The following is a 26,204-nucleotide window of genomic DNA, read 5'->3' as shown; positions in this document are numbered from 1 at the left end:
GCAGGTGCTGTCACGGCGCAGCGCACCTATGTCGCGGCTGAGTGTGATGAACTGGCGCACCAATAAAAACGCGGACCTGCAAGGTCCGCGTTTTTTATTCACCAGCAAGCGCAGCGTGAAATACGATTCTCAGCATTCCACGATATTCACCGCCAACCCACCGCGCGACGTTTCCTTGTACTTCGTCTTCATATCCGCGCCGGTTTCGCGCATGGTCTTGATCACCGAATCGAGCGACACATAGTGGCTGCCGTCGCCGCGCAACGCCATACGCGCCGCATTCACCGCCTTCACCGATGCCATTGCATTTCGTTCGATACACGGAATCTGCACCATCCCGCCAACCGGATCGCAGGTCAGCCCGAGGTTGTGTTCCATGCCGATTTCAGCAGCGTTTTCGACCTGTCTCGGCGTACCGCCCATCACCGCAGCCAGCGCACCCGCCGCCATCGAACACGCGACGCCCACTTCACCCTGGCATCCCACCTCTGCGCCTGAAATCGAAGCGTTCAGCTTGTACAGAATGCCGATTGCTGCCGCTGTCATCAGAAAATCAATCACGCCCTGCTGGTTCGAACCGGGCATGAAGCGCGTGTAGTAATAGTAATGCAGCACCGCCGGGATGATGCCGGCCGCGCCGTTAGTCGGCGCGGTCACGACGCGACCGCCCGCAGCGTTTTCTTCGTTGACGGCGATCGCGTAGAGATTGATCCAGTCGATCATCGACAACGGATCGCGCAGCGCCAACTCCGGATTGCCCGACAACGCGCGATACAACTGCGGCGCGCGGCGCTTCACCTGGAACGGGCCAGGCAAATTGCCATCGGCAGCCGGATTGTTGATGCCGCAACCGCGCGATACGCACGACTGCATCACGTCCCAGATTTTCAGCAAACCGCTACGAGTATCTTCTTCGCTATTCCAGACGCGCTCGTTTTCCCACATCAACTGAGCGATGCTTTTCCCGCTCGACTCACACAGTGCGAGCAACTCGTTGCCGGTGCGAAACGGGTAGGGGAGTTGGTCGGCAGCACTCAGCACCTTCGTGTTCGGCGCGCCGGCCGTCACCACGAAACCGCCGCCTACCGACAAGTACGTCGTCTCACGCAAGGTCTCGCCTTGCGCGTCGAACGCGCGCAGCTTCAGGCCGTTCGGATGCTCGGGCAATGCCTGTCGATAAAACGAAATGTGCTCCTTCTGCACGAACGGCACCTCGTGCGCGCCGAGTAGCGCCAGCTTGCGCGTCACTCGCACGGCTTCGAGCCGTTGCGCGATGGTGTCGGGATCGACGGTGTCGGGTGCGTCGCCCAGCAGGCCGAGCATCACGCCGCGATCCGTGCCGTGGCCCTTGCCCGTCGCGCCGAGCGATCCGTACAAATCCACTTTCACGGATGCAGTCGCAGCCAGCAGCCCGTCACGCTCAAGCCCTTGCACGAACATCAGCGCCGCGCGCATCGGTCCCACCGTATGCGAACTGGACGGCCCAATGCCGATTTTGAAGAGATCGAACACGCTAACTGCCATTGACTGCTCCCTGCTGATAAAAAGTTGGTTTAGCGCGCGGGCAACGGCAAACACACGGCGAGCCAGGCAGGCGGCGTGGGTGCGAGTTGCAGCGCGATTGGCGTAAAGCGTCCATCGAGACGCGCGGCCAGGTGAAACAGTTCAGTCGCGTTCTTCGGATCCCATTGACCCGAATAGCCGGGCAAGCCGGCTTCGCGACGTTTTGCATCGAACGGAACACTCGAATGCACGAATTCTTCATGCGTCGCTTTGCCGGTCGCGAACGGCGCGAGCCAGTTGAGCGCGGCGAGTAGCGTGGCGCCGTTCGGTCCCTTCTCCTGCAGCCAGTTGCGATTGTGGCGGCGCGCCGCCAGCGCGGCCGTGACGAGCGGTTGCAGATCGTAGGTGACGTAATGCAGCGCGTCGCGTTCGCTGAAGTCGATGGTCGAACCATCCGGATTGATGTTGTCGCCGATATGCTCGACGAACAGACGCTGCGCCGCGTTGATCATCTTGCGGTTATCGAGCGTGAACGCGGCCATCGCGATCAGCTTGATACGGTGGCTCTGCCAGTTGTTGCGGAACGTGCCTTTCAGTGGACGCGGCTGCGCGTCGATCTGCGCGATGTAGCCATTCGCCAGCTTCGTCAGAAACGCCATTGCAGCGTTGCGCGTTTTCACCGGCAGTGCGCTCGCGGTCATGTCGTACGCGAGAATCAGCCCTTCAAAGCGCGTTTCGTCGATGGGATTGAAGCTCGGCTGATACGTCGTGACCCACGCATACAGCAAACGGTCGACGAGCTTCAGATACCGGTCGTCGCTGGTTGCACGCCACGCGAGCGCGGCGTCGCGCAGCAGATCGAGATCCTGCTCCGCCTCGTTGCTCTGATCGTAAATGCCTTCATGTGGCAGCGTGCCTTCGGTGTGCAGCCTCGCGAGCGCATGCGGCTGCTCGTTCAGATGTGCCTGCACGTTACTCACCAGTAATTTCACGCCGGGATCGGCGTTAGTGCGCTCGCTGGTTTGCAGCGCGGGCGCCGCGCAGAAATTCATTGCGGCTTGCGCTTGCGTTAACGGCAGCAGCAGCGCCGCGCCAGCCATCAGCAATGTGCAGGTTGGCCGCCACGTTCGGGCTTGCGTTGCGTCGGCCCGGCTTTGCATCAATCGCACCTTTCGCGCCATGCGAAACTCCTAGTTTGGCTGATTCGGTGTGTGATGTTAGCCGTTTGCGGTCGTCAGCGACAGGATCGAGGCGGCGCCGCGCATGGTCCTTTTTTACCGCTTTCACGGCAGCGGACGATGCGCGGCGGCGCGTGGTGCTTACTCGTAGTCGGACATCGGCACGCAGGAGCAGAACAGATTGCGGTCGCCGTACACGTTGTCCGCGCGGCCGACCGGCGGCCAGTACTTCTTCGCGATCAGCGTTTTCAGCGGATACGCGGCGGTTTCGCGCGCATACGCATGCTTCCAGTCGTCGGCGATCACGACCGCGGCCGTGTGCGGTGCGTGCTTCAGCGGATTGTCCTCACGGTCCAGGCGGCCTTCTTCCACCGCGCGGATTTCGTCGCGGATCGCGATCATCGCTTCGATGAAACGGTCGAGTTCTTCCTTCGATTCCGATTCGGTCGGTTCGACCATCAGCGTGCCCGGCACCGGGAAGCTCATGGTCGGCGCGTGGAAGCCGTAGTCGGCGAGGCGCTTGGCGACGTCGTCGACGGTGATGCCGCTGGTTTCCTTGATCGGACGCAGATCGAGAATGCACTCGTGCGCGACCAGACCGCCGGGGCCCGAGTACAACACCGGGTAATGCGGCGCGAGTTTGTTCGCGACGTAGTTCGCGTTGAGGATCGCGGTTTCGGTGGCGGCGGTCAGGTTCTTCGCGCCCATCATCGCGATGTACATCCACGAGATCGGCAGGATCGACGCGGAGCCGTACGGCGCGCCCGATACTGCGCCGATACCGTTCGCCGCGCGTTCATAACCCGACGAGATCTGGTTCGGCAGGAATGGCGCGAGGTGCGCGCCGACCGCGACCGGACCGACGCCCGGTCCGCCGCCGCCGTGCGGAATGCAGAACGTCTTGTGCAGATTCAGGTGCGAGACGTCGCCGCCGAACTGGCCCGGCGCGCACAAACCGACCATTGCGTTCATGTTCGCGCCGTCCACGTAAACCTGGCCGCCGTGCGCATGCACGATCTCGCAGATTTCGCGCACGTTCGCCTCGAACACGCCGTGCGTGGACGGATACGTGATCATGATTGCCGCGAGCTTGTCGGCGTGCTGTTCGGCCTTCTTCTTCAGGTCTTCGATATCGACGTTGCCTTGCGCGTCGCACGCAACGACCACGACCTGCATGCCGGCCATTTGCGCGGACGCCGGGTTGGTGCCGTGCGCCGAAGCGGGAATCAGGCAGACATTGCGATGACCTTCGCCGCGCGACGCGTGATATGCGTGAATGATCAACAAACCCGCGTACTCGCCTTGCGAGCCGGCATTCGGTTGCAGCGACACGGCGGCGTAGCCGGTTGCCGCGACCAGCATTTCTTCGAGCTGATCGATCATTTCGCGGTAGCCGACGGTTTGCTCAGCCGGCGCGAACGGATGGATCTGACCGAATTCGGGCCACGTGACCGGCAGCATTTCCGATGTCGCGTTCAGCTTCATCGTGCACGAGCCGAGCGGGATCATCGAACGGTCGAGCGCGAGGTCCTTGTCCGACAGGCTGCGCAGATAGCGCAACATTTCTGTTTCGGAATGGTGACGGTTGAACACGTGATGCGTGAGGTACGCGCTGGTACGTTCGAGCGCGGCCGGCACTGAAGCGGTATTCGAAGCCGCGAGCTTTGCGTCGAGTGCGTCGACTTGCGGCACGTCGTTCGAAAAAGCCGCTTGCGCGAACACGGCGAGCAGATCGGCCAGATCGCGTCGCGTCGTGGTTTCGTCGATCGACAGGCCGACTTGCGTCGCGCTCACGCGGCGCAGGTTGATGCGCTTCGCGGTCGCTGCGTCGAGCAGCGCCTGCGTGCGTGCGCCGGTGTCGAATGTGAGCGTGTCGAAGAAGGTTTCGTTGACGAGCGTGTAGCCGAGTTGCTTCGCGCCTTCGGCGAGCAACGCGGCAATGCGGTTCACGCGCAGTGCGATGGTCTTCAGGCCGTGCGGGCCGTGATAGACCGCGTACATGCTGGCCATGATCGCGAGCAGCGCCTGCGCGGTACACACGTTCGAGGTCGCCTTCTCGCGACGGATATGTTGTTCACGCGTTTGCAGCGCGAGACGTAGCGCGGGGTTGCCTTGCGCATCGACTGTGACGCCGACCAGACGGCCCGGCATCTGACGCTTGAATTCGTCGCGCACGGCGAGGTAAGCCGCATGCGGGCCGCCGAAACCGACCGGCACGCCAAAGCGCTGCGTATTGCCGACGGCCACGTCCGCGCCCCATTCGCCCGGCGGCGTGAGCACGGTCAACGCGAGCAGATCGGCGGCGGCGACCACGTGCCCGCCTGTTGCGTGGATCGCTTCGGTCAGCGCGCGGTAGTCGCGCACGTCGCCGTTCACGCCGGGATATTGCAGCAGCACGCCGAACGCATTCGCGTTCGCGGCTTGCGCTGCGGGACCGACTTTCACTTCGATGCCGACCGGCGTTGCGCGCGTCTTCACCACTTCGATGGTTTGCGGCAGCACGTCGTCGGCGATAAAGAACACGTTCGATTTCGACTTGCCGACGCGTTGCAGCAGCGTCATGGCTTCAGCGGCAGCCGTCGCCTCGTCGAGCAGCGACGCGTTGGAGATGGCGAGACCCGTCAGGTCGACGATCATCTGCTGGAAATTCAGCAGCGCCTCCAGACGGCCTTGCGAGATTTCCGGCTGATACGGCGTGTACGCGGTGTACCACGCCGGATTTTCCAGCACGTTACGCAGGATCACCGTCGGGGTGTGCGCGTTGTAATAGCCCTGCCCGATGTACGAGCGGAACACCTGGTTCTTGTCCGCGAGTTCGCGCAGCGCGGCGAGCGCTTCGGCTTCGCTTTTGGGTTGCGCGAAGGGACCGAGCGGCAGCGTTTCGGTGCGGCGGATCGTCTTCGGAATCACGGCGTCGATCAGTGCGGCGCGCGACGCGAAGCCGAGGGCTTCGAGCATCGCTTGCTGGTCGGCCGAATCCGGGCCGATGTGCCGTTCGGCGAAGGCGTCGTGCACTTCGAGCGCGGCGAGCGAGAGAGGAGTGCGGTTCATCAGACGATCCGGGTGTTCGAGCTTCATGGGTGTTCCTGGCGGTGCGGCTGCCCATCCTGTTTCAGGATGAACCCGCCGCACCTGACGGGTTAAACGTAAAGGTGAATCAGGCGCCGATCGACTTCGAGTACGCGTCGGCGTCGATCAGACGATCTTGCGCGGCGCCGTCGGCCGGCTTGATCTTGAAGAGCCAGCTTTCATACGGCGTGGTGTTGACCGAATCCGGCGTATCGGCCACGGCCGTGTTCGCTTCGATGATCTCGCCCGACACCGGCGCGTAGATATCGGAAGCCGCTTTCACCGATTCGATCACGGCGACGGTGTCGCCAGCGGTCACGGTCTTGCCCAGTTCCTGGACTTCGAAGAAGACGATATCGCCGAGCGCTTCCTGCGCGTGGTCGGTAATGCCGACCGTCAGCGTGCCGTCCGCTTCGGTGCGGACCCACTCGTGCGATTCGGTGTATTTCAGATCGGCCGGGATGCTCATCGGATGCTCCTATGCGGTGATTCAGTAGTGACTTAATGGGGGAAGGTCCCAAGCCTGGCGTTTTGACTTGCCAGGCTCCTCATGTAAGAGGCAAAAAAACTTCAGTCGTTTTTCTGAGGGACGCACGCGCGGGCCGCTTAAACCGCCAGCACTTTGCCGTTGCGCACGAATGGCAGTTTTACCACGCTTGCGGGTACGGCTTTATCGCGAATCTGAACGTGGACCGTGTCGCCTGCTTGCACGCCTTTGGGCACGCGCGCGAAGGCGATCGATTCCTGCATCGTCGGAGAAAACGTGCCGCTGGTGATTTCGCCTTCGCCGTGCGGCGTGACGACTTTCTGATGAGCACGCAGCACGCCCGCCGCCTTGCCATTTTCTTTCAGCAGGATCAGGCCGACGAACGCGGCCTGAGAACCGTTTGCTTCCAGCTTGCCCTTGCCGACGAAGTCGCGCGGCGAGGTCAGGTCGACGGTCCATGCGAGGCCGGCGTCGAGCGGTGACACGTTGTCGTCCATGTCCTGGCCGTACAGGTTCATGCCGGCTTCGAGGCGCAATGTGTCGCGTGCGCCGAGACCGGCAGGGCGTACGCCTTGAGCCTCCAATGCTTGCCAGAGCGCTTCGACATGATCCGCCGGGACGATGATTTCGAAGCCGTCTTCGCCGGTGTAGCCGGTGCGCGCCACGGTCAATTCGCCGAACGGCGTTGCTTCGATGCGGGTTGCGTTGAACGGCTTAAGTGTTTCGGTACTGGCGCGGGCGGCCGGCACGGTTTGCCAGACTTTTTCGCGCGCATTCGGACCTTGCACGGCGACGATCGCGTAATCGCGACGCGGCGTGATGGTCAGGCCGAAGCCGCCTTCGGCGTTGAGCTGGCCGAACCACGCGATGTCTTTATCGGCGGTACCGGCATTCACGACCACGCGGAAATGATCTTCGCCGAAGTAATAGACGATCAGATCGTCGATCACGCCGCCATTAGGATTCAGCAGGCAGGAGTAGAGCGCACGGCCCGGGGTCTGCAGCTTGCCGACGTTGTTCGCCAGCGCGTATTCGAAGAACGCACGCACGCGCTCGCCGGTGAAGTCGACGACGCACATGTGCGAGACGTCGAACATGCCGGCGTCGGTGCGCACGGCGCGGTGTTCCTCGATCTGCGAGCCGTAGTTGACGGGCATGTCCCAGCCGCCGAAATCGACCATGCGGGCATTGAGCGCACGATGGGTGGCGTTGAGCGGGGTGTGTTTGAGTTCGGTCATGGGGCCTCGGGCATCTCGCGAAACAAAAAAGGCCATGCGGCGCAACGCCTCGCGGCCTGATGCCTGCGAGCGTGGTTCTGCATGACCCCTCTGTCCTCGATACCTGAGAGATTGCGCCGCCGTGAAAATGTGATTCGTCACGGTGAGACGCGCGCCCCTTCGGTGGGCAGCTTGCCTGAATCTGCTCGTTGTTTAAACGACGCAGACGGCTACTGCCGCTCTCCAGAGTGCGAAAAACCGGGTGCCTCGATGCTGCCTTGAAGCGGGTCTCTCGACGCGGTCGGTCCTTTTGCCTGAGAGTTTGCGGGTATGCCCCTTCGGCGGCGCGGCCTGCGAAATTCAGCGGCCAGCGCGCTCTCCCGACGCGTGCGGCGAATGTACGCGACGGCCGGAGGCTTGTCAATTGAAGGCCCGCGCGCCGTGTGGGCGTTGACACAGGGGCTTTCACGCGTCAAAAAAAGCGCGGGACAGGCTGCCCGCGCTATTGCTGCAGAGGTTATGGAAACGCGAGTGCGCTCACTCGCCGATGGCGTGCGCCGCGTTATCCAGTTCCTGGTTCAGCACACGCTGCTCGTCGGCGGAGAGACCGCCGCCGTGTTGCGCGGCCATGTCGTGCGCTTCCTGACGAATCACTTCCAGCCGATGGTGCAAAGCAGCGCCTTGCGGCGGCGGGTAAGCACCCTGATTCACGTGATTGTCGATCCGGCGGCCAAGATTATCGACACGGCCTTCGACCTGATGCAGACGCCGGTCTTCGATTTGCTGCGGGCTGGGGCGCGGTGCCGGTGCGGGTTGCTGAACGACGCAGGCGGCGAGGGAACTGAGCAAGGCGCACGCGGCGATTGCGTGGGTGACACGAGGCATGGACTCTCCGGAAGTCGTTATCGTTGATTGTGCTACCTGTGTAGCAACGGATGGCGGCAGGTTCGCGCCGACCCGGGAGATGACCTGATTTGTAACGTTATGTTCCCGTTAGGGTGTCGGGTCCATCGCTTGAGCGGCGCATTGGCAGGGGTGATTTTTAGGTACACAGACCGTTGCGCCGCCCAGACAAATGCATCAGCGAATCCGCTCGAAGGGTAGCCGGACGCCTTCTTCGGAACTGCGCGCGGCCAGTTCGATGATGGTCATGACGTCAACGGCATCCTGAGCCGTGACGGGGAAGGCGATGCCATTCTGAATCGCATCAGCCAGCGCAATGTAAAAGCCCGCGTAGTCACCATTGCGCGTGGGGACCTCGCGCTCCACTTCCTGATCGCCTTCCAGTACGCGCAGCGTGCCTGCCGTGTTGCCGGCGCCAAAACCTTCATCGCCGGGCCGCAGGCCTGCTTTCAGTTGGTCTTCCTGGGTGTCGAGCCCGTATTTCACGTAGCTCCCGCGAGTTCCGTGGATGACAAATCGCGGCGCCACCCAGGCAGTCAATGCGCTCGCGTGCAAGACCACTTCGAACTCGCCGTAGCCGAGTTGAATGTGCACGTAATCCGGCGCGCCAGCGTTGTCGCGATGCGTGCGCACCGTCGCCGACACGGTTTGCGGGGCGCCGAACAACGCCAGCGCCTGGTCGATCAGATGCGGGCCCAGGTCGAACAGCAAGCCGCCGCCTCGCGAGGCCTCTTCGCGCCAGCGTTGCCGCACTTCCGGCCGGAAGCGGTCGAAATGCGATTCATATTGCGTGATGCGCCCCAGTTCCACGCGTGCGAGAAGATCGCGGACGGTCAGGAAGTCGCCATCCCAGCGCCGGTTGTGAAAGGGCACGAACAGTTTGCTGCGGGCGAGCGCGATGTTCGCGAGCGTGTGTGCCTCGGCCGCCGTCAGCGTGACCGGTTTGTCGACCACCACGTGCTTGCCGGCTTCCAGGGTGCGGCGCGCGAGGTCGAAGTGCGTGTCGTTTGGCGTGGCGATTACGACGCAGTCGATATCGTCGAGCGCCAGCAGTGCGTCGAGATCGGCCACGATTTTCGCGTGCGGATAGTCGGCCAGCGCGCGCTCGGGCTGACCGGTCGCGATGGCGGCGACGCTTGCGCGTCCGCAATGTGCGATCACCGGCGCATGGAAGGTCGCGCCAGCAAAACCGTAACCCATCAATCCAATCTTCAGCGATGCGGACATGCGTGTCTTCCTGCAAAAAACGTCGCGCCGCTTTGCCACCGCGGCGGCGGCGCGCAACACCGTAATTGTGGCATGTCCTGAAGCGGGAACGGGAGCCATGTGGCGGGTGATTGACGTGCGGACGTTTGAGCGAGCCTGACGAGAGAGAGACTGGCGCGGCGGTATCGGGTGGCGAGACGTCACGAGCATGTGAACGCTTGCGGGCCACGATGGCTGGCCTCTATCGCGTGGGGCGCGTCTGGCGCCGCTGCGTCTGGCTATCTTTTGAAGAAATCGTGGCAGACAGTCGCCGTCGGGCTAGCTGGTGGAAGCGTCGCGTGAATCGGCCGGCTCGCCCATGCCAGGAGTCTGCGCAGCGCATGCTTTGCGATCCCGCGGCGCCAGCGTCCCGCCCTGGCATCCGTGTTAACATCGCTCCTCTCGCGCGAACACGCAGCGGGCCGGATCCGCTTCGCAGCAGTGCGGGGCAGCCGTTCCAGCCGGCGGCGCGCAGCATGCCCCCGGGCCTTCGGCCGGTGTTGTCGAGCCGACGCGCCCACAACCGCAGTTTCAACCGCATCACCCATCCACAGACGATGTCCGCAGGCCTGAATCCCGCTCAAAATGAAGCGGTCCGTTATCTCGACGGTCCGTGTCTCGTGCTCGCCGGCGCAGGCAGCGGCAAGACGCGTGTGATCACGCAAAAAATCGCGCACCTGATCGAAGCCAAAGGCTTCGAACCCCGCCACATCGCCGCCGTCACGTTTACGAACAAGGCCGCTCTGGAAATGCGCGAGCGCGTGGGCAAGCTGCTCGAAGGCAAGACGCTCACCACGCCCGGCAAGGAAGGCCGCAAAGTACCGGTCAATCAGTTGACGGTGTGCACATTCCACTCGCTCGGCGTGCAGATTTTGCGCCAGGAGGCGGAACACGTCGGCCTCAAGCCGCAGTTCTCGATCATGGATTCCGACGATTGCTTCGGCATGATCCAGGAGCAGGTCGGCTCGACGGACAAGGGCTTTATCCGCAAGATCCAGTCGATCATCTCGCTGTGGAAGAACGGCATGATCATGCCGGAGCAGGCGATCGCGATTGCGGCCAACGAGGACGAGCATCAGGCCGCGATCGTCTACCGCAACTACGTGGCGACGCTGCACGCGTATCAGGCGGTCGATTTCGACGATCTGATCCGGCTGCCCGCCGAGTTGTTCGAGAAGAACGAGCAGGTGCGCGACCGTTGGCAGAACAAGCTGCGCTATCTGCTGATCGACGAGTATCAGGACACCAACGCGTGCCAGTACGAACTGGTGAAGCTGCTGGCCGGCAAGCGCGCGGCGTTCACGGCGGTTGGCGACGACGATCAGGCCATTTACGGCTGGCGCGGCGCCACGCTCGAAAATCTCGGCCAGCTCAGCAAGGATTTTCCGAAGCTGCATCTGATCAAGCTCGAACAGAATTACCGCTCGACGGTGCGCATTCTGACCGCCGCGAACAACGTGATCGCGAACAACCCGAAGCTGTTCGAAAAGAAGCTGTGGTCCGAACACGGGATGGGCGACACGATCACCGTCACCGGGTGTAACGACGAAGAGCACGAGGCGGAGTCGGTCGTGTTCCGTCTGTCCGCGCACAAGTTCGAGCGGCGCGCGAATTTCCGCGATTACGCGATCCTGTATCGCGGCAATTTTCAGGCGCGCATCTTCGAACAGGTGCTGCGTCGCGAGCGGATTCCGTATGTACTGTCCGGCGGCCAGTCGTTCTTCGATAAAGCCGAGATCAAGGACATCTGCGCATATCTGCGCCTGATCGCCAACGCAAACGACGACCCCGCGTTTATCCGCGCGATCACCACGCCGCGCCGGGGCGTCGGCAATACGACGCTCGAGGCGCTCGGCTCGTTTGCGGGGCAGGCGAAGGTGTCGCTGTTCGAGGCGGTGTACATGGGCGGGATCGAGGCGCGCCTGTCGCCGCGTCAGATCGAGCCGATGCGCGTGTTCTGCGACTTCATGCAACGCCTCACCGACCGCGCGGAGAAGGACGCGGCCGGCACGCTGCTCGACGAACTGATGGACGCGATCCACTACGAGGCGTACCTGTACGACGCGTTCGACGAGCGTCAGGCGCAGGCCAAATGGCAGAACGTGCTGGAGTTCATGGAGTGGCTCAAGCGCAAGGGCACCAAGGCGGAGGTTGCTGATGCCGCGAACAGCGAGGCGACCGGCTACGACACCGCCGACGGTTTTGGCGACACCGGCAAGAGCCTGCTCGGCCTGATTCAGACTGTTGCGCTGATGTCGATGCTCGAAGGCCGCGAGGAAGATCCGGATGCGGTGCGGCTCTCGACGGTCCATGCGTCGAAGGGGTTGGAGTATCCGCACGTGTTCCTGGTGGGCGTCGAGGAAGGCATCATGCCGCATCGCGGCGGCCCCGACGACGAGCCGATCGACGACGCGCGGATTGAGGAAGAGCGTCGCCTGATGTACGTCGCGATTACGCGGGCGCAGCGCAGTCTGCATCTGAACTGGTGCAAGAAACGCAAGCGCGCGCGGGAGACGGTGGTGTGCGAGCCGTCGCGGTTTATCCCCGAAATGCTGCTGGACGATGCGCCACCGCCGACGCCCGAGGAAGCACCGATGTCGCCAAAAGACCGGTTGGCGAGTTTGAAGGCGTTGTTGCAGAAGCCTTGAGTGGACGGATGGGGGTTCGGCTGCAGAAGCGGCCAGATTGGGGCGTTGGCGAGGCTGTGTGAGTGAGTGGACGGCGGTCTTTAGGAGGCCGCAATTCGTTCGTATGCGTTCGGCTTTCGGCGAGTGCTCGATGCGGTTTCTCAGAGTTTCAGCGCGCCGGATAATCAGCGCGCATAAAAAAATCCCTGCTTGCGTTCGTGCGAAGCAGGGATTTTTTTGTCTGCGGCTAACGAAGCCGCATCGTTTTATTTCACCGCACTGACCATATAGTCGACCGCAGCCTTGACGTCGGCGTCGGAGGCGGTCGAGCCACCCTTCGGCGGCATCGCGCCCTTGCCGTGCAATGCGTAGTTATAGACCGTGTCCATCGGATCTTTCAGACGAGGGGCCCAAGCGTCCTTATCGCCGAATTTCGGGGCGTTCAGCACGCCGGCCGCGTGACAGGCCTGGCAAACCTGCTGATACAGCGCCTTGCCGGCTTGCGACGCGTCCGCGCTTTGCGTGCCGGCCGCCGCCGGAGCGGCTGCTTGAGGCACGCTTGCCATCGCCGCCATGGCGGCGGCCGCTTGTGCCGCACCTGCATCCGACGCGCCTGCCGGTGCAGCAGCGGCCGCGCCGGAGGCGGCCGCCGCGCCCGCTGCCGGCTGTGCCGGTTCGGGGAAGCTGCCGCCGGAATTGTTCGCCATATAAGCCACCGCGCGGGCGATTTCGAAGTCGCTATAGTCGTCCGGGCTGGTGCCGCCGCGCGGGGGCATCGCGCCTTTGCCCGAGAGCGCGGTGTGCCACAGCGTGTCGAAGCCTTGCGCGATACGCGGTGCCCAATCGGCGGTATTGGTGAATTTCGGCGCGCCAGCGGCGCCCGACGCGTGACACGCCGAGCAAACCGCCTTGTAAACTTCTTCGCCGCTCTTGTAGACGCGTGGCGCATTGGCGTCGCGAATGTCGACCTGCGCCAGCGGCTTGATACGGGCGGTGACTTCGGCTTCGGAGAGAGAATCGGTGCCGGCGCCGGTGCGTGTCGAATTGTCGACGTAGACGGCCAGCAGAACAATGATGACGATCGGCACAGCAAACCCGGCGATGATCGCGGCAATGAGCTGTCCTGGGGTTTTGATCGGGGCTCCGTGGGGTGCTTCGCTCATGCTTGTCTCGTCTCCGTGGGTATGTGAGCGGTACAGCGTGACGGCAACTTCTTGTTTTTGATCAGCCAGGACGATTATAGACGCAAGATTTCAGCCGCGGCGAGGCGCGCGGCGGGGTGTTCAGCAGGCGTTTACCCGCATCGCGAAGCGCAGCTGAAAGGCGCTGGATCGTGTCATATAGGCCGTCCGGTGGACGGTAGAGCCGAAACCGGGTATTCTTGCGGTCTTGCTTTGGCGTCGCATCCGTTCCGGTTGCCGCGCTTTCAAGTCAAGCGCCCGTAGCTCAATGGATAGAGTACTGCCCTCCGAAGGCAGGGGTTGCTGGTTCGATCCCAGCCGGGCGCACCAAGCATCGCTGCTAAATCACGGCTTTTGTTCTGCATCCCTCCCCGCCGCGTCGCTTCAATTCTCCGTTTTTTTCGTGGTCATTCTGCCGCGACCACCGTCCTTTTGTTATTTCGGCCACTGGGTCACGTCGGCAAGCCGCTGCAATCCCTCCGTTCGTGCCGGCTCATCGCTACGGCGTGATTTCATATCCTATACGTTTGCCACGCTGCAGCCTGCAATTTCGTCCAATGCGTGTTTGTCGACTAAAGCCATAAGATTCGGGCCCTCAACAGCGTGGTCCCAGCGCTCGCAATGCCCTTTACATGGGGATCCACGGGATTCGATCCAGCGAACAAGGTTCTGCTCGACGCAACCATGCCTCAAATTAGCGGGCATTTCTGTCTTATCTTCACGGTTTGATACCGCTACCCCGCGGATACAATTTCCCCAAAATAGTGTTCCAGGCATCGCGTTGGAACGCTTCCCGTCAACGTCATGCCGGCGAGCAGATGCGATCTGTCCTCGTGCACTGACCGGCGCGGCTTCCTGGCGTTGGGCATGGGGTTTGCATGGCTAACTTCTTGGCGACTTTATCGTGACAGCTGGACTTTTCGTTTATGGCGCGGGCGGCTTTGGCAAAGAGGTGATGGACATTGCCAGACGTCAGAATGCGGCCTCTGGTCGATGGACCGAACTGTGTTTCGTCGACGATGTTCGTCCCGAGCCAACGCGCTATGGTGTGCGACTGTTTCCATTCGAATCCCGCGAGATACAGGATCAGCTGGACGGCGCGACCTTCGTGATAGCGCTCGGCGAGCCGTCCAGTCGGGAAAAGCTGGGCAAACGTCTATCTGAAGCAGGCGCAGAACTGGCCACGGTAATCGATACGAGCGCCCTGATATCCGGGAGTGCCCTCTTGCAAGGGGGGAGCGTCGTTGCGCCGCTTTGCTCTATTTCCAGCGATGCCCGCCTCGGGCTTCACGTCTGCGTCAACACGATGTCCATTGTCGGCCACGACGTCCATGTAGGCGATTACACCGTGATTTCCTCAATGGTCAACATAGGGGGCAGTTGCGTGATCGGCAATGGCAGTTACATCGGGATGGGCGCCCTTATCAAGGAAGGCGTTCGTATTGGTTCGAATGTGATCATCGGAATGGGCTCGGTTGTGTACACCGACGTTCCCGATGATGTAATCGTCGTGGGCAATCCGGCTAGGGTCGCCCGCCCCAACACCGACCGCAAGGTCTTCAAGTGAAAATCCGGTAAAGAAGATGACAAACAAGGAAAAGTACGACAAGGTCTTCATGGACTGCTTTTCGGTGCCACAGGACGCGCTGAATGACCAGTTCGTGTACCAATGCGTTCCAGCGTGGGATTCGGTGGGTCATATGGGCATGATCGCCGCCCTCGAGGAAACGTTCGACATCATGATGGAGACTGAGGACATCATTGAGTTCGGGTCCTATCCGATCGGTATTGAAAAACTCAAAAAGTACGCAGTAGAAGTATGAACCTCGACTTCGTCAGTCGTCGGCATCCCGGGCGTCCTGCACTCATCGTCGAAGACGGAGCGACGCTCGGCTATGCCGAACTGCACGAAGCCGTCGACAGCCTCGCCGCGTACCTGCCGTCGAGGCAACTGATCTTCATTGTTGGCGATAACGACCTGCCGAGCATCCTCTGCTATCTGGCTTCGCTTGCAAGCGGGGCGGTGCCGCTATTGCTTCGGGCGGGCATCGAAGAGACTCAGTTAAACCGCCTCGTACGCACGTACAACCCGGCGCTGGTGTTCGTCGCGATCGGATCGAACTGGTCGACGCCTGGCTGCGAGCTGATTCGACTGGAGGGCGACTATGGGTTGTACCGCCGTGCAGGCGTCGCGACCGCCGAGCCCGATGCGCGTCTTGCGCTACTGCTGGCAACCTCGGGATCCACAGGCTCTCCGAAGCTGGTACGTCTTTCTGTGGAAAACATCGCGGCCAACGCGGCCTCGATCGCCCAATACCTGGAGTTGACGGCCGACGAGCGCAGCATTACCTCGCTTCCGTTCAACTATTCGTATGGACTGTCTGTTCTCAACAGTCATCTCCATGCTGGCGCTTCGATCGTTCTAACGAAACGCTCGTTGATCGACGGACGTTTCTGGCGCCTCGTCAACGATCATCAGGTCACAAGTATTGCTGGCGTGCCGTATAGCTACGACATGCTGCTCAAGCTGCGGCTCGATCGAATCAATATGCCGACCATCCGCACATTGACGTTGGCCGGAGGTCGCTTGGATCCGGTCAGAGTGCTGCAGATAAGCGATATCTGCCGGAACCGCGGTATCCGCTTTATACCCATGTATGGCCAGACGGAGGCCACAGCCCGTATCGCCTGGCTTCCGCACGACGAAGTGTCGCGCCGGCCGCAGAGCATTGGCGGGGCGATTCCGGGTGGGCGTATATGGCTGGAAGACGAAGCGGGACAAGTGATTACCGCTGCGGACCACGTGGGGGAGTTGATCTATGCCGGACCCAATGTGTCGATGGGCTACGCGGAAACGGCCGATGACCTGGCGCTCGGCGATATTAACCAGGGCATTTTGCGTACCGGCGATCTGGCGGCTTACGACGAAGAAGGCTTTCTTTTAATCTGCGGTCGCCTCAAACGGTTTCTGAAAATATTCGGAATCCGGATTTCACTGGATGCGGTAGAGCAACTGGCCGCCGAGAAGGGATTTGTTTGTGCGGCGCATGGCCGCGATGATCACCTGATCATGCATGTGGTCGAAAGCCCGCAAGTTCGTGCCGATGAGATTCGTACTCACATGGCGACGGCGCTCGGTATTCATCCCACGTCGATCGCCGTGAATCCGCTGCAGGCGTTACCGCGCCTGTCGACGGGGAAAATCGACTACCAACGTTTGAGCCAGCAGTGATGAGCAACGTAAAGGAATGGCCGGTGTTCGGCATGCGCAGACAGGACAAGGAGCAAAATCTGCTCGACGAACTTCAGCGCCTGAGTGACTGGCATCACGGCGCTTGCCCGCAGTACCGCACGATTGTCGATCGCTTCGGATTCCGCCGTACCGTTCGCCGACTGGATGAAGTGCCGTTTCTACCGGTGCGGCTGTTCAAGCATGAGCGGCTGTTAAGCGTGCCGCAGGCAGATATCGTAAAGACAATGACTTCCTCGGGTACGAGCGGTCAGAGCGTGTCGCAGATCTTCCTCGATAAGGAAACGTCGGCCCTTCAGGTCAGAGTGCTCTCCCGTATTGTGGGCGAATTCATTGGTCCGCAGCGGTTACCGTTGTTGGTCATCGACTGCCGTGCGACCGTGGCCGACCGCGATCGCTTTTCTGCGCGCACGGCCGGTGTGCTGGGATTCTCCATTTTCGGCCGCGAAGTCGAATTCGCGCTGAACGACGACATGACGCTCGACGTGGAACGCATCCAGCGCTTTCTCGACAAGTACCGTGACCAGAACATCCTGCTGTTCGGTTTTACCTTCATCGTCTGGCAGCACTTCGTGCAGGCGCTGGAAGCGCTCGACATCACTTTGCCGCTCGGGCGTGGCCTGCTGATTCACGGGGGAGGCTGGAAGCAACTCCAGACTCACGCAGTCAGTCACGCGGAATTCAGGCGTCGGCTGGATGCAGTGGCGGGTCTCAAACGCGTGCACAACTACTACGGCATGGTGGAGCAGACGGGGTCCATTTTTATGGAATGCGAGCACGGCCATCTGCACACGTCCTCGTGGTCCGATGTAATCGTCCGCGATCCAGTCGATTTCAGCCCGTTGCCTGCTGGCAAACGTGGCCTCATTCAACTGCTGTCGGTCATTCCGCGCAGTTATCCGGGACATTCGTTGTTGAGCGAGGACCTGGGCGAAATCGTCGGTGTTGACGACTGTGCCTGTGGGCGAATGGGCACGTATTTCAACGTACATGGCCGGATTCAGAATGCCGAAACAAGGGGATGCAGTGATACGTATTCCCGCTAAAATTCAGTTGAAGATGGCGGTGCTGGTCGGCCGATCGGACTTCGTATCTAATGCGCCCGCCCCGGTGTTCGACGGAGCGCGTATTGATTTTCTCGCCGACCTGTCGCGGGATCTTCTTGGTCACCCCGAAGTGCGAAGGCTGCCCGACGTCGTGAGCTTTGCGTATTGGTGCCGCCGTGCCAACCTGAACCGACTGGCCGACCAGAACCGGGCTCGCGGTGAGACTCGATTGGGGCTTGGTCTGTCATTCCATATTTGCCCGTCGAACGTGCCGGTGAACTTTGCCTTCTCGCTTGCCTTCGGCTTGCTCGCGGGCAATGTCAGCATTCTGCGCCTGCCGTCGAAAGCGTCGGAAACGGCGGATCTGATTGTGCGCTCTGTGGCCGCGCTTCTGAAACGTGAGCAATATGCGTCGCTGGCCGATTGCATGCTGCTGACCCGTTTCGAAAGAGATGATGCCATCACCCGTTTCTGGTTGTCGGTAGCCGATGCGCGCGTCGTGTGGGGCGGAGACCAAACCGTGCAACACATGCGCAGCCTGCCTTGTCCGCCGCGCTCGCGTGAGGTGGCCTTTGCCGATCGCTACTCGTTGTGTGCGATCGCACCCGAGGCCGTCCTTGAACTGGACGAAGCAGGCCTGCGCGCGCTTTGCAACGACTTGTACAACGATCTGTATCTGATGGATCAGGCCGCCTGCTCATCGCCACAGTTGCTTGCGTGGATCGGGGATGCGTCTGTTGTTGAAGCGGCAAAAGCCCGGCTTTGGCCGGCATTGGTCGATCACGTCAACCCGCGCTACACACCCGAACCGGTGCGAGTGATGGACAAATACGTCGAAGCGTGCCTTCAGGCGCTTGGCAACGAACAGATCGTCTCAATCGAGCGCCACGGCAATCTGCTTTACCGGATCGAACAATCTGCCCTCGCAACGCACCAGCATGTTCGTCGAGGGTATGGAGGGACCATTCATGAGGTCACGCTCACATCGCTCAGTGAACTCGCACCGATCGTCAATGAGCGCTATCAGACCCTGACCTACTTCGGACTCGAACAGGTGCAATTACGAGACTTCGTCGTCTCGCAGCGGTTGCGTGGCATCGACCGGCTCGTGCCGGTCGGACGGGCTTTGAATATGGATATCGTTTGGGACGGCTTCGACATTGTCGGGAGCCTGTCGCGTGTGATCGATATTCAATGACACTTCAGATATACGAGGAAAGGATGGACGCATTCAGTCTCAACTGCATCGAGCTTCAGGAATATCAACCCAACAGGTATCCGTTCCTGATGATTGATCACGTTGACGAGGTCATGCCGGGGAAATTCGCTCGCGGCTACAAGAATCTGACCATGAATGAGTGGTACTTCCCCGTGCATTTCCCAGGAGGACCCAACATGCCTGGAGCATTGCAACTCGAAGCGCTTGCGCAGATGCTGACCGTTGCCATCACCACGCTACCAGGCTTGAAAGGCATGGTGACGCATGCGTTGCAACATACGGTGCGTTATCGCAAAGAAGTGCTGCCCGGCAAGAAATTTGAAATCGATACGCAGGTTCTGTCGTGGAACCGGGGCATCTGCAAAGGGCGCGGGGTGGCGAAGGTCGATGGTGAAGTCGCCTGTGAAGCCGACATGCTGATCACCATTCCACAGATCCTCGAACAATATCTGCCGAAAAGGAAGTGACTCCGCATGACGGATGTGGCAGACATTGTGATCGTGGGTTCCGGAGCGAGCGGCGCGGCTGCCGCCTGGAGCCTGAGCCGCAATCGCTCGCTACGCATCGTGTGTTTCGAGCAGGGCTCCGTCACGCGTGCGTCTGATTACCCGTCGTCCACCGTCGACTGGGAGCTGGCTCGCGCCGGTAAGTACAGTTCCAATCCCGCAATGCGCGCAAATCCTGCCGATTATCCGATCGACGACTCTGCTTCACCGATATCGATCGCAAATTTCAACGGTTTTGGCGGCAGCACGATTCTGTACTCCGCGCATTTTCCGCGTTTTCATCCATCGGATTTCCGGACTCGAAGCCTTGATGGGGTAGGCGACGACTGGCCGCTCGATTACGACGACCTCCAGCCGTTCTTTCGCGAGAATGAACGCATGATGGGTGTCGCTGGCCTTGTCGGAGATCCGGCCAGTCCGGATTACGACAGCCTGTTACCACCTGTGCCGCTGGGCGACGTTGGACGGGAGATGGCACGCGGCTTTAACAGTCTGGGATGGCACTGGTGGCCGTCTTACAGCGCGATCAATACGCACAAGCACGGCGCAAGGGCTGCATGTGTCAATCTCGGACCTTGCAACTCAGGCTGCACTCAGGGGGCCAAGGCGAGTGTGGACGTGACGTACTGGCCCGCCGCGCGGCAACAGGGTGTAGAAGTCAGGATCGAGTGCCGGGTGCGCGAAATAACGCTGGACGCTCGAGGGCGAGCCAGTGGCGTGATCTATGTCGACGCCAAGGGCCGCGAAAATCGCATTAACGCGAAAATCGTGGTGGTGGCCTGCAGCGGAATCGGTACGCCGCGTCTGCTGCTCAACTCGAAATCGAGCGCGTTTCCCGATGGCTTGCTGAACGAGCATGGTCTTGTCGGGCGCAATCTGATGCTTCACCCGCTTGCCTATACCGAAGGCGTCTTCGAAGACAACCTTCGTTCGAGCATCGGGCCACATGGCTGCTGCATTCTGAGTCAGCAGTTCTACGAGACCGCCCCCGATCGCGATTTCGTGCGCGGTTACACGATGCAGGTATTGCGGGGAGCGCCGCCTGTCGAGACGGCAGTGTCTGGCTACTTCATGCGGCAGGTTCCGCTTGGCCCTGATCATCACAAGCGGTTTGCAAGGCAATTCAACCATACCGCAGGCATTGCGGTGATCACCGAAGATTTACCGGAAGCGCATAACCGCGTCGAACTCGACCTGGAACACTGCGACAGTAGCGGCATGCCTGGCGTGAAGGTCTTCTATACGCTCGGCGAGAACACGAAACGCATGCTCAAGCATGGTCTCGAGGCCAGCAAGCAGGTGTTCGACGCAGCCGGCGCCCGGGTCGTTTCTGCGTTCGCGCCCGTGAAACATACTGGTTGGCACCTGATGGGCACAGCCCGGATGGGCGAAGATCCGGCTACGTCGGTAGTCAACCGGTATGGACAGGCGCATGCGGTCAAGAATCTGTTCATCGTAGACAGCAGCATTTTTGTCACGGCGGGCGCCGTCAACCCGGTAGCGACGGCCCAGGCACTGACGTTGATGGCGTGCGATTTTCTTCACCGGAACATGAGTGAACTGATAGGCGAAGCATGATCGAGCTCATTCGCGACACCATCTTGCCGGGTGATACGGAGCTCGGCATGCCTCCAGCATCGTCGGTGGATTTCGAGCTTTACCAGATACGCCATGGAATTTCTGGTCCGGTTGACAAGTTTGTCGAGCTTGTTGCGGATGTGGCCCGGAAAAAATTCAACAAGGAATTCGAGCAGCTTGATGAGAGTCAACGCCTCGTAGCCATCAATGGTTGCAAGGTCGTGGACGTTCGTCTTTTTTCGACTTTTATCACGCATGCGCTGCGCGCCTACTATACCGACCGACGCGTACTCTATCGCCTGTCGGTGGGCGCCATTCCACCTTTTCCAGCCGGCAACGAACTCGGCGTCGACGATTGGACGATATTGGAACCCGTGTACGAGCGCGGACCGATTTACCGCGACGACGGCTCGGCTTAGCCGTGCCGCAGCTGCCGACGTGATTTCGCGGACGAGCCGAACGGTTCGGCGGCTGCATTGATATGAACCCAGGAGACTGAGGATGAATTACCCCGATATCGAGCGCATGGCTTCTTTCATGCGCCGGAAAATTCTCGATATCAGCCATCATTGCAATTTGAGCACGCACCTCGGCGGAGGGCTGTCAATGGTCGAGATCATGGCGACGCTTTACGCGCAGGTGCTTCGCTACGACAAAGCAGATCCGCGCTGGTCCGGGCGTGATCGTTTCATCCTGAGCAAAGGTCACGGCGTGCTCGGGTATTTCTCCGCGCTATTAGCCGCGGGCATTATCGACGAAGACACCTACAACACCTTTCAGACCAACGGCAGCGATCTGATCGCGCACCCCGTGATGAATCTCGATCTGGGTATTGAGTCATCCAATGGCAGTTTGGGTCAAGGTCTTTCCATGGCAGTCGGGATAGCTCTCGCAGCCAGAAAGAAGGGGCAATCGTTCAAGACCTATGTGTTGCTTGGAGATGGTGAATGCAACGAGGGCTCCGTCTGGGAGGCCGTCATGTCGGCGGCCCAGTTGAAGCTTGACAACCTCGTGATCGTGATCGACTACAACAAGTTGCAGAGTGACGGCGATGCGCGGCAAATCGTTGATCTCGCGGACCTCGGCGCCAAATTTCGCAGCTTTGGGTGGGACACGTGCGAAGTCGACGGTCACCACATTGGTCAGTTGGCCGGGGCTTTCGAACAACCTCCTGTGCATGGCCAACCGAGGGCGATCGTGGCGAATACCGTGAAGGGCAAGGGGATCTCCTTTATGGAAAACAATAACGAATGGCACCACAACAGACTGACCAGAAATAGCTATGAGCTGGCGCTCTCTGAACTGGTCGATAAAGAGACTGTGGTGGTGGGGAGCTGAAAATAATGGAAATCACTGCAAGCAATGCCCGGCAATGGTCGCGATTGGGATCGCGCGGCGTGTTTGGTCAGGCTGTTTTGTCCGTAGCGGACAGATACCCGGACCTGATGGTCATGTCCGCGGACCTTGGCAATTCGTCGGGGTTAGACCGTTTCAAGAAGACATATCCGGACCAGTTTCTCAATATCGGGATCGCCGAGCAGAACATGATCGGAGTCGCCGCAGGACTCGCAAAGGAAGGTCACAACGTTTTTGCGACGTCATTTGCGCCGTTCATTTCAATGCGCGCGGCCGAGCAGGTTCGCATGAACCTCGGCTACATGGCAATGAACGTGAAGGCGGTCGCGATTGGCAGCGGTGTGTCGATGGGCTTCCTGGGCAATTCGCACTACGGCATCGAAGATCTGGCCGTCATGCGGGCGATTCCAGGCATCACCGTGATTGGCCCCGCGGATTGCGCGGAAATCATCAAGACCGTGGAGGCCGCCGCGGAATTTAACGGGCCTATGTATATCCGACTGACCGGCGCGGTCAACAACCCACCGGTGTACACCGAAGACTACGAGTTCCAGATTGGCGAGGCGATTACGTTGAGGCGAGGGACCGATGTGAACATCATCGCCAACGGTTCGATGGTGTACGAGTCTATCGAGGCCGCAAAGTTGCTCGACGCGCAGGGCGTATCGACTGGCGTGATCAACATGCACACGATCAAACCGCTCGATAAAAATGCCGTTGACGCAGCCATGGAAGGCTCAAAGCTGCTGGTCACCGTGGAGGAGCATTCGGTGATCGGTGGACTGGGCAGCGCCGTTGCCGAATACAAGACGACGAAGCGATCGAGCGTGCCGCAATTGATCATTGGCCTGCCAGATGCTTTTGAAAAGGCGGGCGAGTACCGATATCTCCTTCAAACGCACGGACTGGTTGCGGAGAGAATTGCGGCCAGGATTATTGGTGCGTTGGGCTAGGGATCGACGATGATGGGGCTCCGCGCTAAAACTTCAACGCGGGGTCCTGACTGTCTTTAAAGAAACAGGAATTCGATCGGTCGCAACTGCAGTACACCGATCGCATTGATACTAAATTGTGCAGTACGCGGATTCAGACCAACAATGACATGCGAAGTATTGCCCGGTAATGCTGACGGCGCGATAACCGGTCGATCGTACAAGTAGGTATTCTGCAAGTGCGGATTCTGATCGATAAATACCCCCACTCGTGAGACATCTCGCAAAGAAAGCGCGATGAAGTTGGCGTAGAAGCCGGCACCATATATCGCGACACGAGCATCCTCCGGGAGTGCATCTTCGAAATGCTGGATTTTTTCAACGATACCCTTCCAGTACGAAGACATCTCTGCCGCCCGTTTTCCCAAATCCGCAATGATCGAATTCGCTGGTAAAGATGGGGCGCGTTCCACGCCGGCATTACGCGCCATGACGACATAGGCTGCCTCGTGCGCCGAGGTGTCTATGGAAACCTGATCGAATCCAAGCCGTTCCAGTAAGACCTGAATCGACGTTTCACTAAAGTGGTTGATATGGTCAGCCACTATAAAGTCCGCGATATTCTGATAGGCATTCGGGACGATAAAATAAAAAAAACCGCCCGGCTTTAGCAAGCGTCTGATATTGCGGATTGCGGTGTCGAGATCGCTGACATGCTCCAGCGCATAGAACGACAGGACCACATCCAATGTCCCGTCCCACTCGCGGTTCGGTTCGCCCACGGCGGTATGTGGAGGCTTGGGAAACTGCTGCCAGAAAGTCCGATACTTGTCGGTCAGGTCGAAAAGATATGGTTCGATTCCCGGATGCAACGCCAGGACTTTACGCAGCGTGGGTGCTTTCGCGCAGCCGTAATCGAGTATGCGGCAACCTTCCGGGAGCGTCAGCTTGGATTGCAAGACCGCGGCTTGATGATCGGCTCGAAACACGGGCCGACCGTCGATTATCTTGTATACTTGGTCGTCGTCTTCGCTATTCGCGTTTATCGTGTATTCGGTCGAATAGTATTCGGCGAGATTGGGAAGTTCATCGGTTTGCAGATGACTACAATCATCACAGAAATAAACATGCGTGCGACCCTGGACCAGGGTGTTCATCGTGGTGATCGAATGATTTTCCGGTGACTCATAGACCGGCTGTGTCAAAGTCGCACGACAGACGTTGCAAGTCAGGCTCATGCGGCACCTTTAACGAAGTAGTCGGAAAAAATTGCTTCTATCTCGGTGCCGGCGGTAACCGAGGCCTTCCAACCGATTTTCATTCCACTGGGATCTTTGAAATTGAAAAAGCGCGACTGGATAGACCATCTGGACCGCGCTGATCTGTTGTAGCCGGATTGGTGGATAGTCAGGTAATCCATCACGATCACGTCGCCGGGTTGAGTTAAAGGCGATGATTGCGGATATTGATTTGCAATCGTCTCTTCGTCTAGCATCGAAATCTTGTAAGCACCGCTCTTACCGGAGTAGACGTCATCCTTCACGTATTTACGCAGCCCGTCCCGGTGCGAGCCGACGCAATACATAACCGGGCCGGTCTCCGGAAGAATGGGTACCAACGGTGTCCACAACACAATACCGTCGACGCTCTGGGGCTGATACAGATATTCCTGGTGCCACTGGCTGCGGAATTTCTCCTCCCCGGGATTGTCGATGCGGATGCCGTAGCTCGCTGTCCCGATACCGGCGAGATCGGTCCCGCGGAGGCTGCAAAACAGCGCTTCACTGTGTTGGCTTGAAATCAGGCGTAGGAATGCCGGAATCTGCTTGACGAGGTCGTAGACCTCACCGCCATAGCCGCGGTTGATCCGAATGAGTTCCGTAAATCCTGCATCGAAAGACAACGGTGAAAAACTTTCGCGGAGAATGTTCAGCCCATGCCGTTCGATGACCAATCCGATGATTTCGTAGATGGCTCTCTGGATGGGGAGAATGTCTCTTTCGGGATCATGGAAGCCGCGAAGTACGATCACGCCGTCGCGATCGAACGTTACCTTGTCCGTGTCGGCTAACTGGAATTGGGCCATGCTGGTGCCTTTTGGGTTTCTCGCCGACAGAAATCAGATTGCTTTTCTTTTCAGATATCCATCACGCGCTACGGTAATTTGCAGCTTGCGATGGATGTCGTGATCTATTTCGAAATCGGGATGGTTTTCGAGCCACGCACGTGCTGCCGTTCTCGGACTATTGCCCGGATGCCAGGGTTTGTTTGCACAGAGATGAAGCGGCATGTCTTCGACCACGGTGTCGAACACCACGCAGTAGCTACCAGGAGATACCAGCGGGCCATACGCTTCCAGCTCCGCCAGGACGTGATCGTGAGTGTGGTTCGAATCAAGAAACACGAGGACTCGCTTTGCGCCGCTGGCCAGTTCATGCACCTTGTCGATGGTCTCGGCGGCGATGCTCGATCCCTGGACCATCGTGATCAGGTGATTGAGCGGATGCTGCTCGATAGCCGCCCGGTTGTGAGCGCGGATGTCAATATCGATACCAATCACGCGGCGTGCTGAAACATCTGGGATCAGCGGTGTCTGGTTGGTTTGCGCATCGCAATAGTCGAGCAGCGCAAGCATGGAGGCGCTCAAAATGATCGAGCCGCCGTGGGCGATACCGGTTTCGATGATCAGATCCGGCCGGGTTTCCCATATGATTTCCTGCATGGCCTGGATATCTTGCGGATATTGAATAATAGGGCGGCCAAGCCAACGAAAATTGTATGTATAGGACCCAACTGTGTCCGACTTGATCATCCAGTCCAGCGTGTCTTTCGCCAGAGAAGTGTCTTCTCCCAGACGCTGGATGTTGTCTTGGACTTCGCGCTCGAATTGCTGAATAGGGTTCATAT

General features: G+C 59.8%; 22 protein-coding genes, 1 tRNA gene and 2 riboswitches. Of the genes, 12 read left to right on the top strand and 11 right to left on the bottom strand.

The window, feature by feature from the left end; all coding sequences use genetic code 11:
- Positions 1-129: 129 nt before the first annotated feature.
- From LMG28727_RS17270 to LMG28727_RS17240, 7 genes are all read right to left on the bottom strand, one after another.
- Positions 130-1,524, bottom strand: a complete 1,395-nt coding sequence (locus LMG28727_RS17270; RefSeq protein ID WP_201643524.1) for an L-serine ammonia-lyase — start codon at positions 1,522-1,524, stop codon at positions 130-132.
- A 29-nt stretch (positions 1,525-1,553) separates the two neighbouring features.
- Positions 1,554-2,684 (bottom strand): alginate lyase family protein, encoded by a 1,131-nt coding sequence (locus LMG28727_RS17265; RefSeq protein WP_201643523.1) that lies wholly within the window; start codon positions 2,682-2,684, stop codon positions 1,554-1,556.
- A 138-nt stretch (positions 2,685-2,822) separates the two neighbouring features.
- Positions 2,823-5,759: an aminomethyl-transferring glycine dehydrogenase gene (gene gcvP, locus LMG28727_RS17260; RefSeq protein WP_201643522.1), complete on the bottom strand. Its 2,937-nt coding sequence runs from the start codon at positions 5,757-5,759 to the stop codon at positions 2,823-2,825.
- A gap of 79 nt (positions 5,760-5,838) precedes the next feature.
- Positions 5,839-6,219: a glycine cleavage system protein GcvH gene (gcvH, locus tag LMG28727_RS17255; RefSeq protein ID WP_201643521.1), complete on the bottom strand. Its 381-nt coding sequence runs from the start codon at positions 6,217-6,219 to the stop codon at positions 5,839-5,841.
- 137 nt (positions 6,220-6,356) lie between these two features.
- Positions 6,357-7,475 carry a glycine cleavage system aminomethyltransferase GcvT gene (gene gcvT / locus LMG28727_RS17250; RefSeq protein ID WP_201643520.1) on the bottom strand — a complete coding sequence of 373 codons (1,119 nt, stop codon included), beginning with the start codon at positions 7,473-7,475 and terminating at the stop codon, positions 6,357-6,359.
- Positions 7,476-7,555: 80 nt separating this feature from the next.
- Positions 7,556-7,711: riboswitch (glycine riboswitch) on the bottom strand.
- Positions 7,712-7,746: 35 nt separating this feature from the next.
- Positions 7,747-7,847, bottom strand: a riboswitch (glycine riboswitch).
- Between the two features lie 144 nt (positions 7,848-7,991).
- A complete protein-coding gene (locus LMG28727_RS17245; protein ID WP_201643519.1) occupies positions 7,992-8,339 on the bottom strand; it encodes a hypothetical protein in 348 nt (115 codons plus the stop codon).
- Between the two features lie 195 nt (positions 8,340-8,534).
- On the bottom strand, positions 8,535-9,584 hold the full coding sequence (locus tag LMG28727_RS17240; RefSeq protein WP_201643518.1) for an oxidoreductase: 1,050 nt from the start codon (positions 9,582-9,584) through the stop codon (positions 8,535-8,537).
- 575 nt (positions 9,585-10,159) lie between these two features.
- Here LMG28727_RS17240 and LMG28727_RS17235 point away from each other — a divergent pair.
- Positions 10,160-12,250: a UvrD-helicase domain-containing protein gene (locus tag LMG28727_RS17235; RefSeq protein WP_201643736.1), complete on the top strand. Its 2,091-nt coding sequence runs from the start codon at positions 10,160-10,162 to the stop codon at positions 12,248-12,250.
- A 245-nt stretch (positions 12,251-12,495) separates the two neighbouring features.
- Here LMG28727_RS17235 and LMG28727_RS17230 read toward each other — a convergent pair whose 3' ends face one another.
- Positions 12,496-13,392, bottom strand: coding sequence for a c-type cytochrome (locus LMG28727_RS17230; protein WP_201643517.1), 897 nt, complete (start codon positions 13,390-13,392; stop codon positions 12,496-12,498).
- A gap of 272 nt (positions 13,393-13,664) precedes the next feature.
- Here LMG28727_RS17230 and LMG28727_RS17225 point away from each other — a divergent pair.
- The 11 genes from LMG28727_RS17225 (at position 13,665) to LMG28727_RS17175 (ending at position 23,318) form a co-directional block, all read left to right on the top strand.
- A tRNA-Arg gene (locus LMG28727_RS17225) sits at positions 13,665-13,740 on the top strand.
- A gap of 574 nt (positions 13,741-14,314) precedes the next feature.
- Positions 14,315-14,977 (top strand): acetyltransferase, encoded by a 663-nt coding sequence (locus tag LMG28727_RS17220; RefSeq protein WP_201643516.1) that lies wholly within the window; start codon positions 14,315-14,317, stop codon positions 14,975-14,977.
- Positions 14,978-14,993: 16 nt separating this feature from the next.
- Positions 14,994-15,233: an acyl carrier protein gene (locus LMG28727_RS17215; protein ID WP_201643515.1), complete on the top strand. Its 240-nt coding sequence runs from the start codon at positions 14,994-14,996 to the stop codon at positions 15,231-15,233.
- The gene (locus tag LMG28727_RS17210) at positions 15,230-16,642 is read left to right on the top strand and encodes an AMP-binding protein (protein ID WP_201643514.1); all 1,413 of its coding nucleotides are present in this window, start codon (positions 15,230-15,232) and stop codon (positions 16,640-16,642) included. The genes LMG28727_RS17215 and LMG28727_RS17210 overlap by 4 nt, the downstream gene beginning before the upstream one ends.
- Positions 16,642-17,706, top strand: coding sequence for a LuxE/PaaK family acyltransferase (locus tag LMG28727_RS17205; protein ID WP_201643513.1), 1,065 nt, complete (start codon positions 16,642-16,644; stop codon positions 17,704-17,706). Before LMG28727_RS17210 ends, LMG28727_RS17205 begins: the two co-directional genes overlap by 1 nt.
- Positions 17,621-18,904 carry an acyl-CoA reductase gene (locus LMG28727_RS17200; RefSeq protein WP_236592023.1) on the top strand — a complete coding sequence of 428 codons (1,284 nt, stop codon included), beginning with the start codon at positions 17,621-17,623 and terminating at the stop codon, positions 18,902-18,904. Before LMG28727_RS17205 ends, LMG28727_RS17200 begins: the two co-directional genes overlap by 86 nt.
- A gap of 23 nt (positions 18,905-18,927) precedes the next feature.
- Positions 18,928-19,392, top strand: coding sequence for a 3-hydroxyacyl-ACP dehydratase FabZ (gene fabZ, locus LMG28727_RS17195; RefSeq protein WP_201643512.1), 465 nt, complete (start codon positions 18,928-18,930; stop codon positions 19,390-19,392).
- Between the two features lie 6 nt (positions 19,393-19,398).
- Positions 19,399-21,009: a GMC family oxidoreductase gene (locus LMG28727_RS17190; RefSeq protein WP_201643511.1), complete on the top strand. Its 1,611-nt coding sequence runs from the start codon at positions 19,399-19,401 to the stop codon at positions 21,007-21,009.
- Positions 21,006-21,428: a hypothetical protein gene (locus LMG28727_RS17185; protein WP_201643510.1), complete on the top strand. Its 423-nt coding sequence runs from the start codon at positions 21,006-21,008 to the stop codon at positions 21,426-21,428. Before LMG28727_RS17190 ends, LMG28727_RS17185 begins: the two co-directional genes overlap by 4 nt.
- 82 nt (positions 21,429-21,510) lie before the next feature.
- Complete coding sequence (locus tag LMG28727_RS17180; RefSeq protein ID WP_201643509.1) at positions 21,511-22,347, top strand: transketolase; 837 nt, start codon at positions 21,511-21,513, stop codon at positions 22,345-22,347.
- 5 nt (positions 22,348-22,352) lie between these two features.
- Positions 22,353-23,318 carry a transketolase family protein gene (locus LMG28727_RS17175; protein WP_268960499.1) on the top strand — a complete coding sequence of 322 codons (966 nt, stop codon included), beginning with the start codon at positions 22,353-22,355 and terminating at the stop codon, positions 23,316-23,318.
- Positions 23,319-23,374: 56 nt separating this feature from the next.
- Here the strand turns inward: LMG28727_RS17175 and LMG28727_RS17170 are convergent, their stop codons facing one another.
- From LMG28727_RS17170 to LMG28727_RS17160, 3 genes are all read right to left on the bottom strand, one after another.
- Positions 23,375-24,454: a class I SAM-dependent methyltransferase gene (locus tag LMG28727_RS17170; RefSeq protein ID WP_201643508.1), complete on the bottom strand. Its 1,080-nt coding sequence runs from the start codon at positions 24,452-24,454 to the stop codon at positions 23,375-23,377.
- A gap of 77 nt (positions 24,455-24,531) precedes the next feature.
- On the bottom strand, positions 24,532-25,383 hold the full coding sequence (locus LMG28727_RS17165) for a phytanoyl-CoA dioxygenase family protein (protein WP_201643507.1): 852 nt from the start codon (positions 25,381-25,383) through the stop codon (positions 24,532-24,534).
- Positions 25,384-25,416: 33 nt separating this feature from the next.
- Entirely contained in the window at positions 25,417-26,202 is a 786-nt protein-coding gene (locus LMG28727_RS17160; RefSeq protein WP_201643506.1) for a cephalosporin hydroxylase family protein, read from the bottom strand.
- Positions 26,203-26,204: the final 2 nt, after the last annotated feature.

The organism is Paraburkholderia metrosideri (assembly GCF_904848625.1).
In the GTDB taxonomy this organism is placed as follows: Bacteria; Pseudomonadota; Gammaproteobacteria; order Burkholderiales; family Burkholderiaceae; genus Paraburkholderia; species Paraburkholderia metrosideri.
This window is presented reverse-complemented; position numbering and strand designations above follow the sequence as displayed.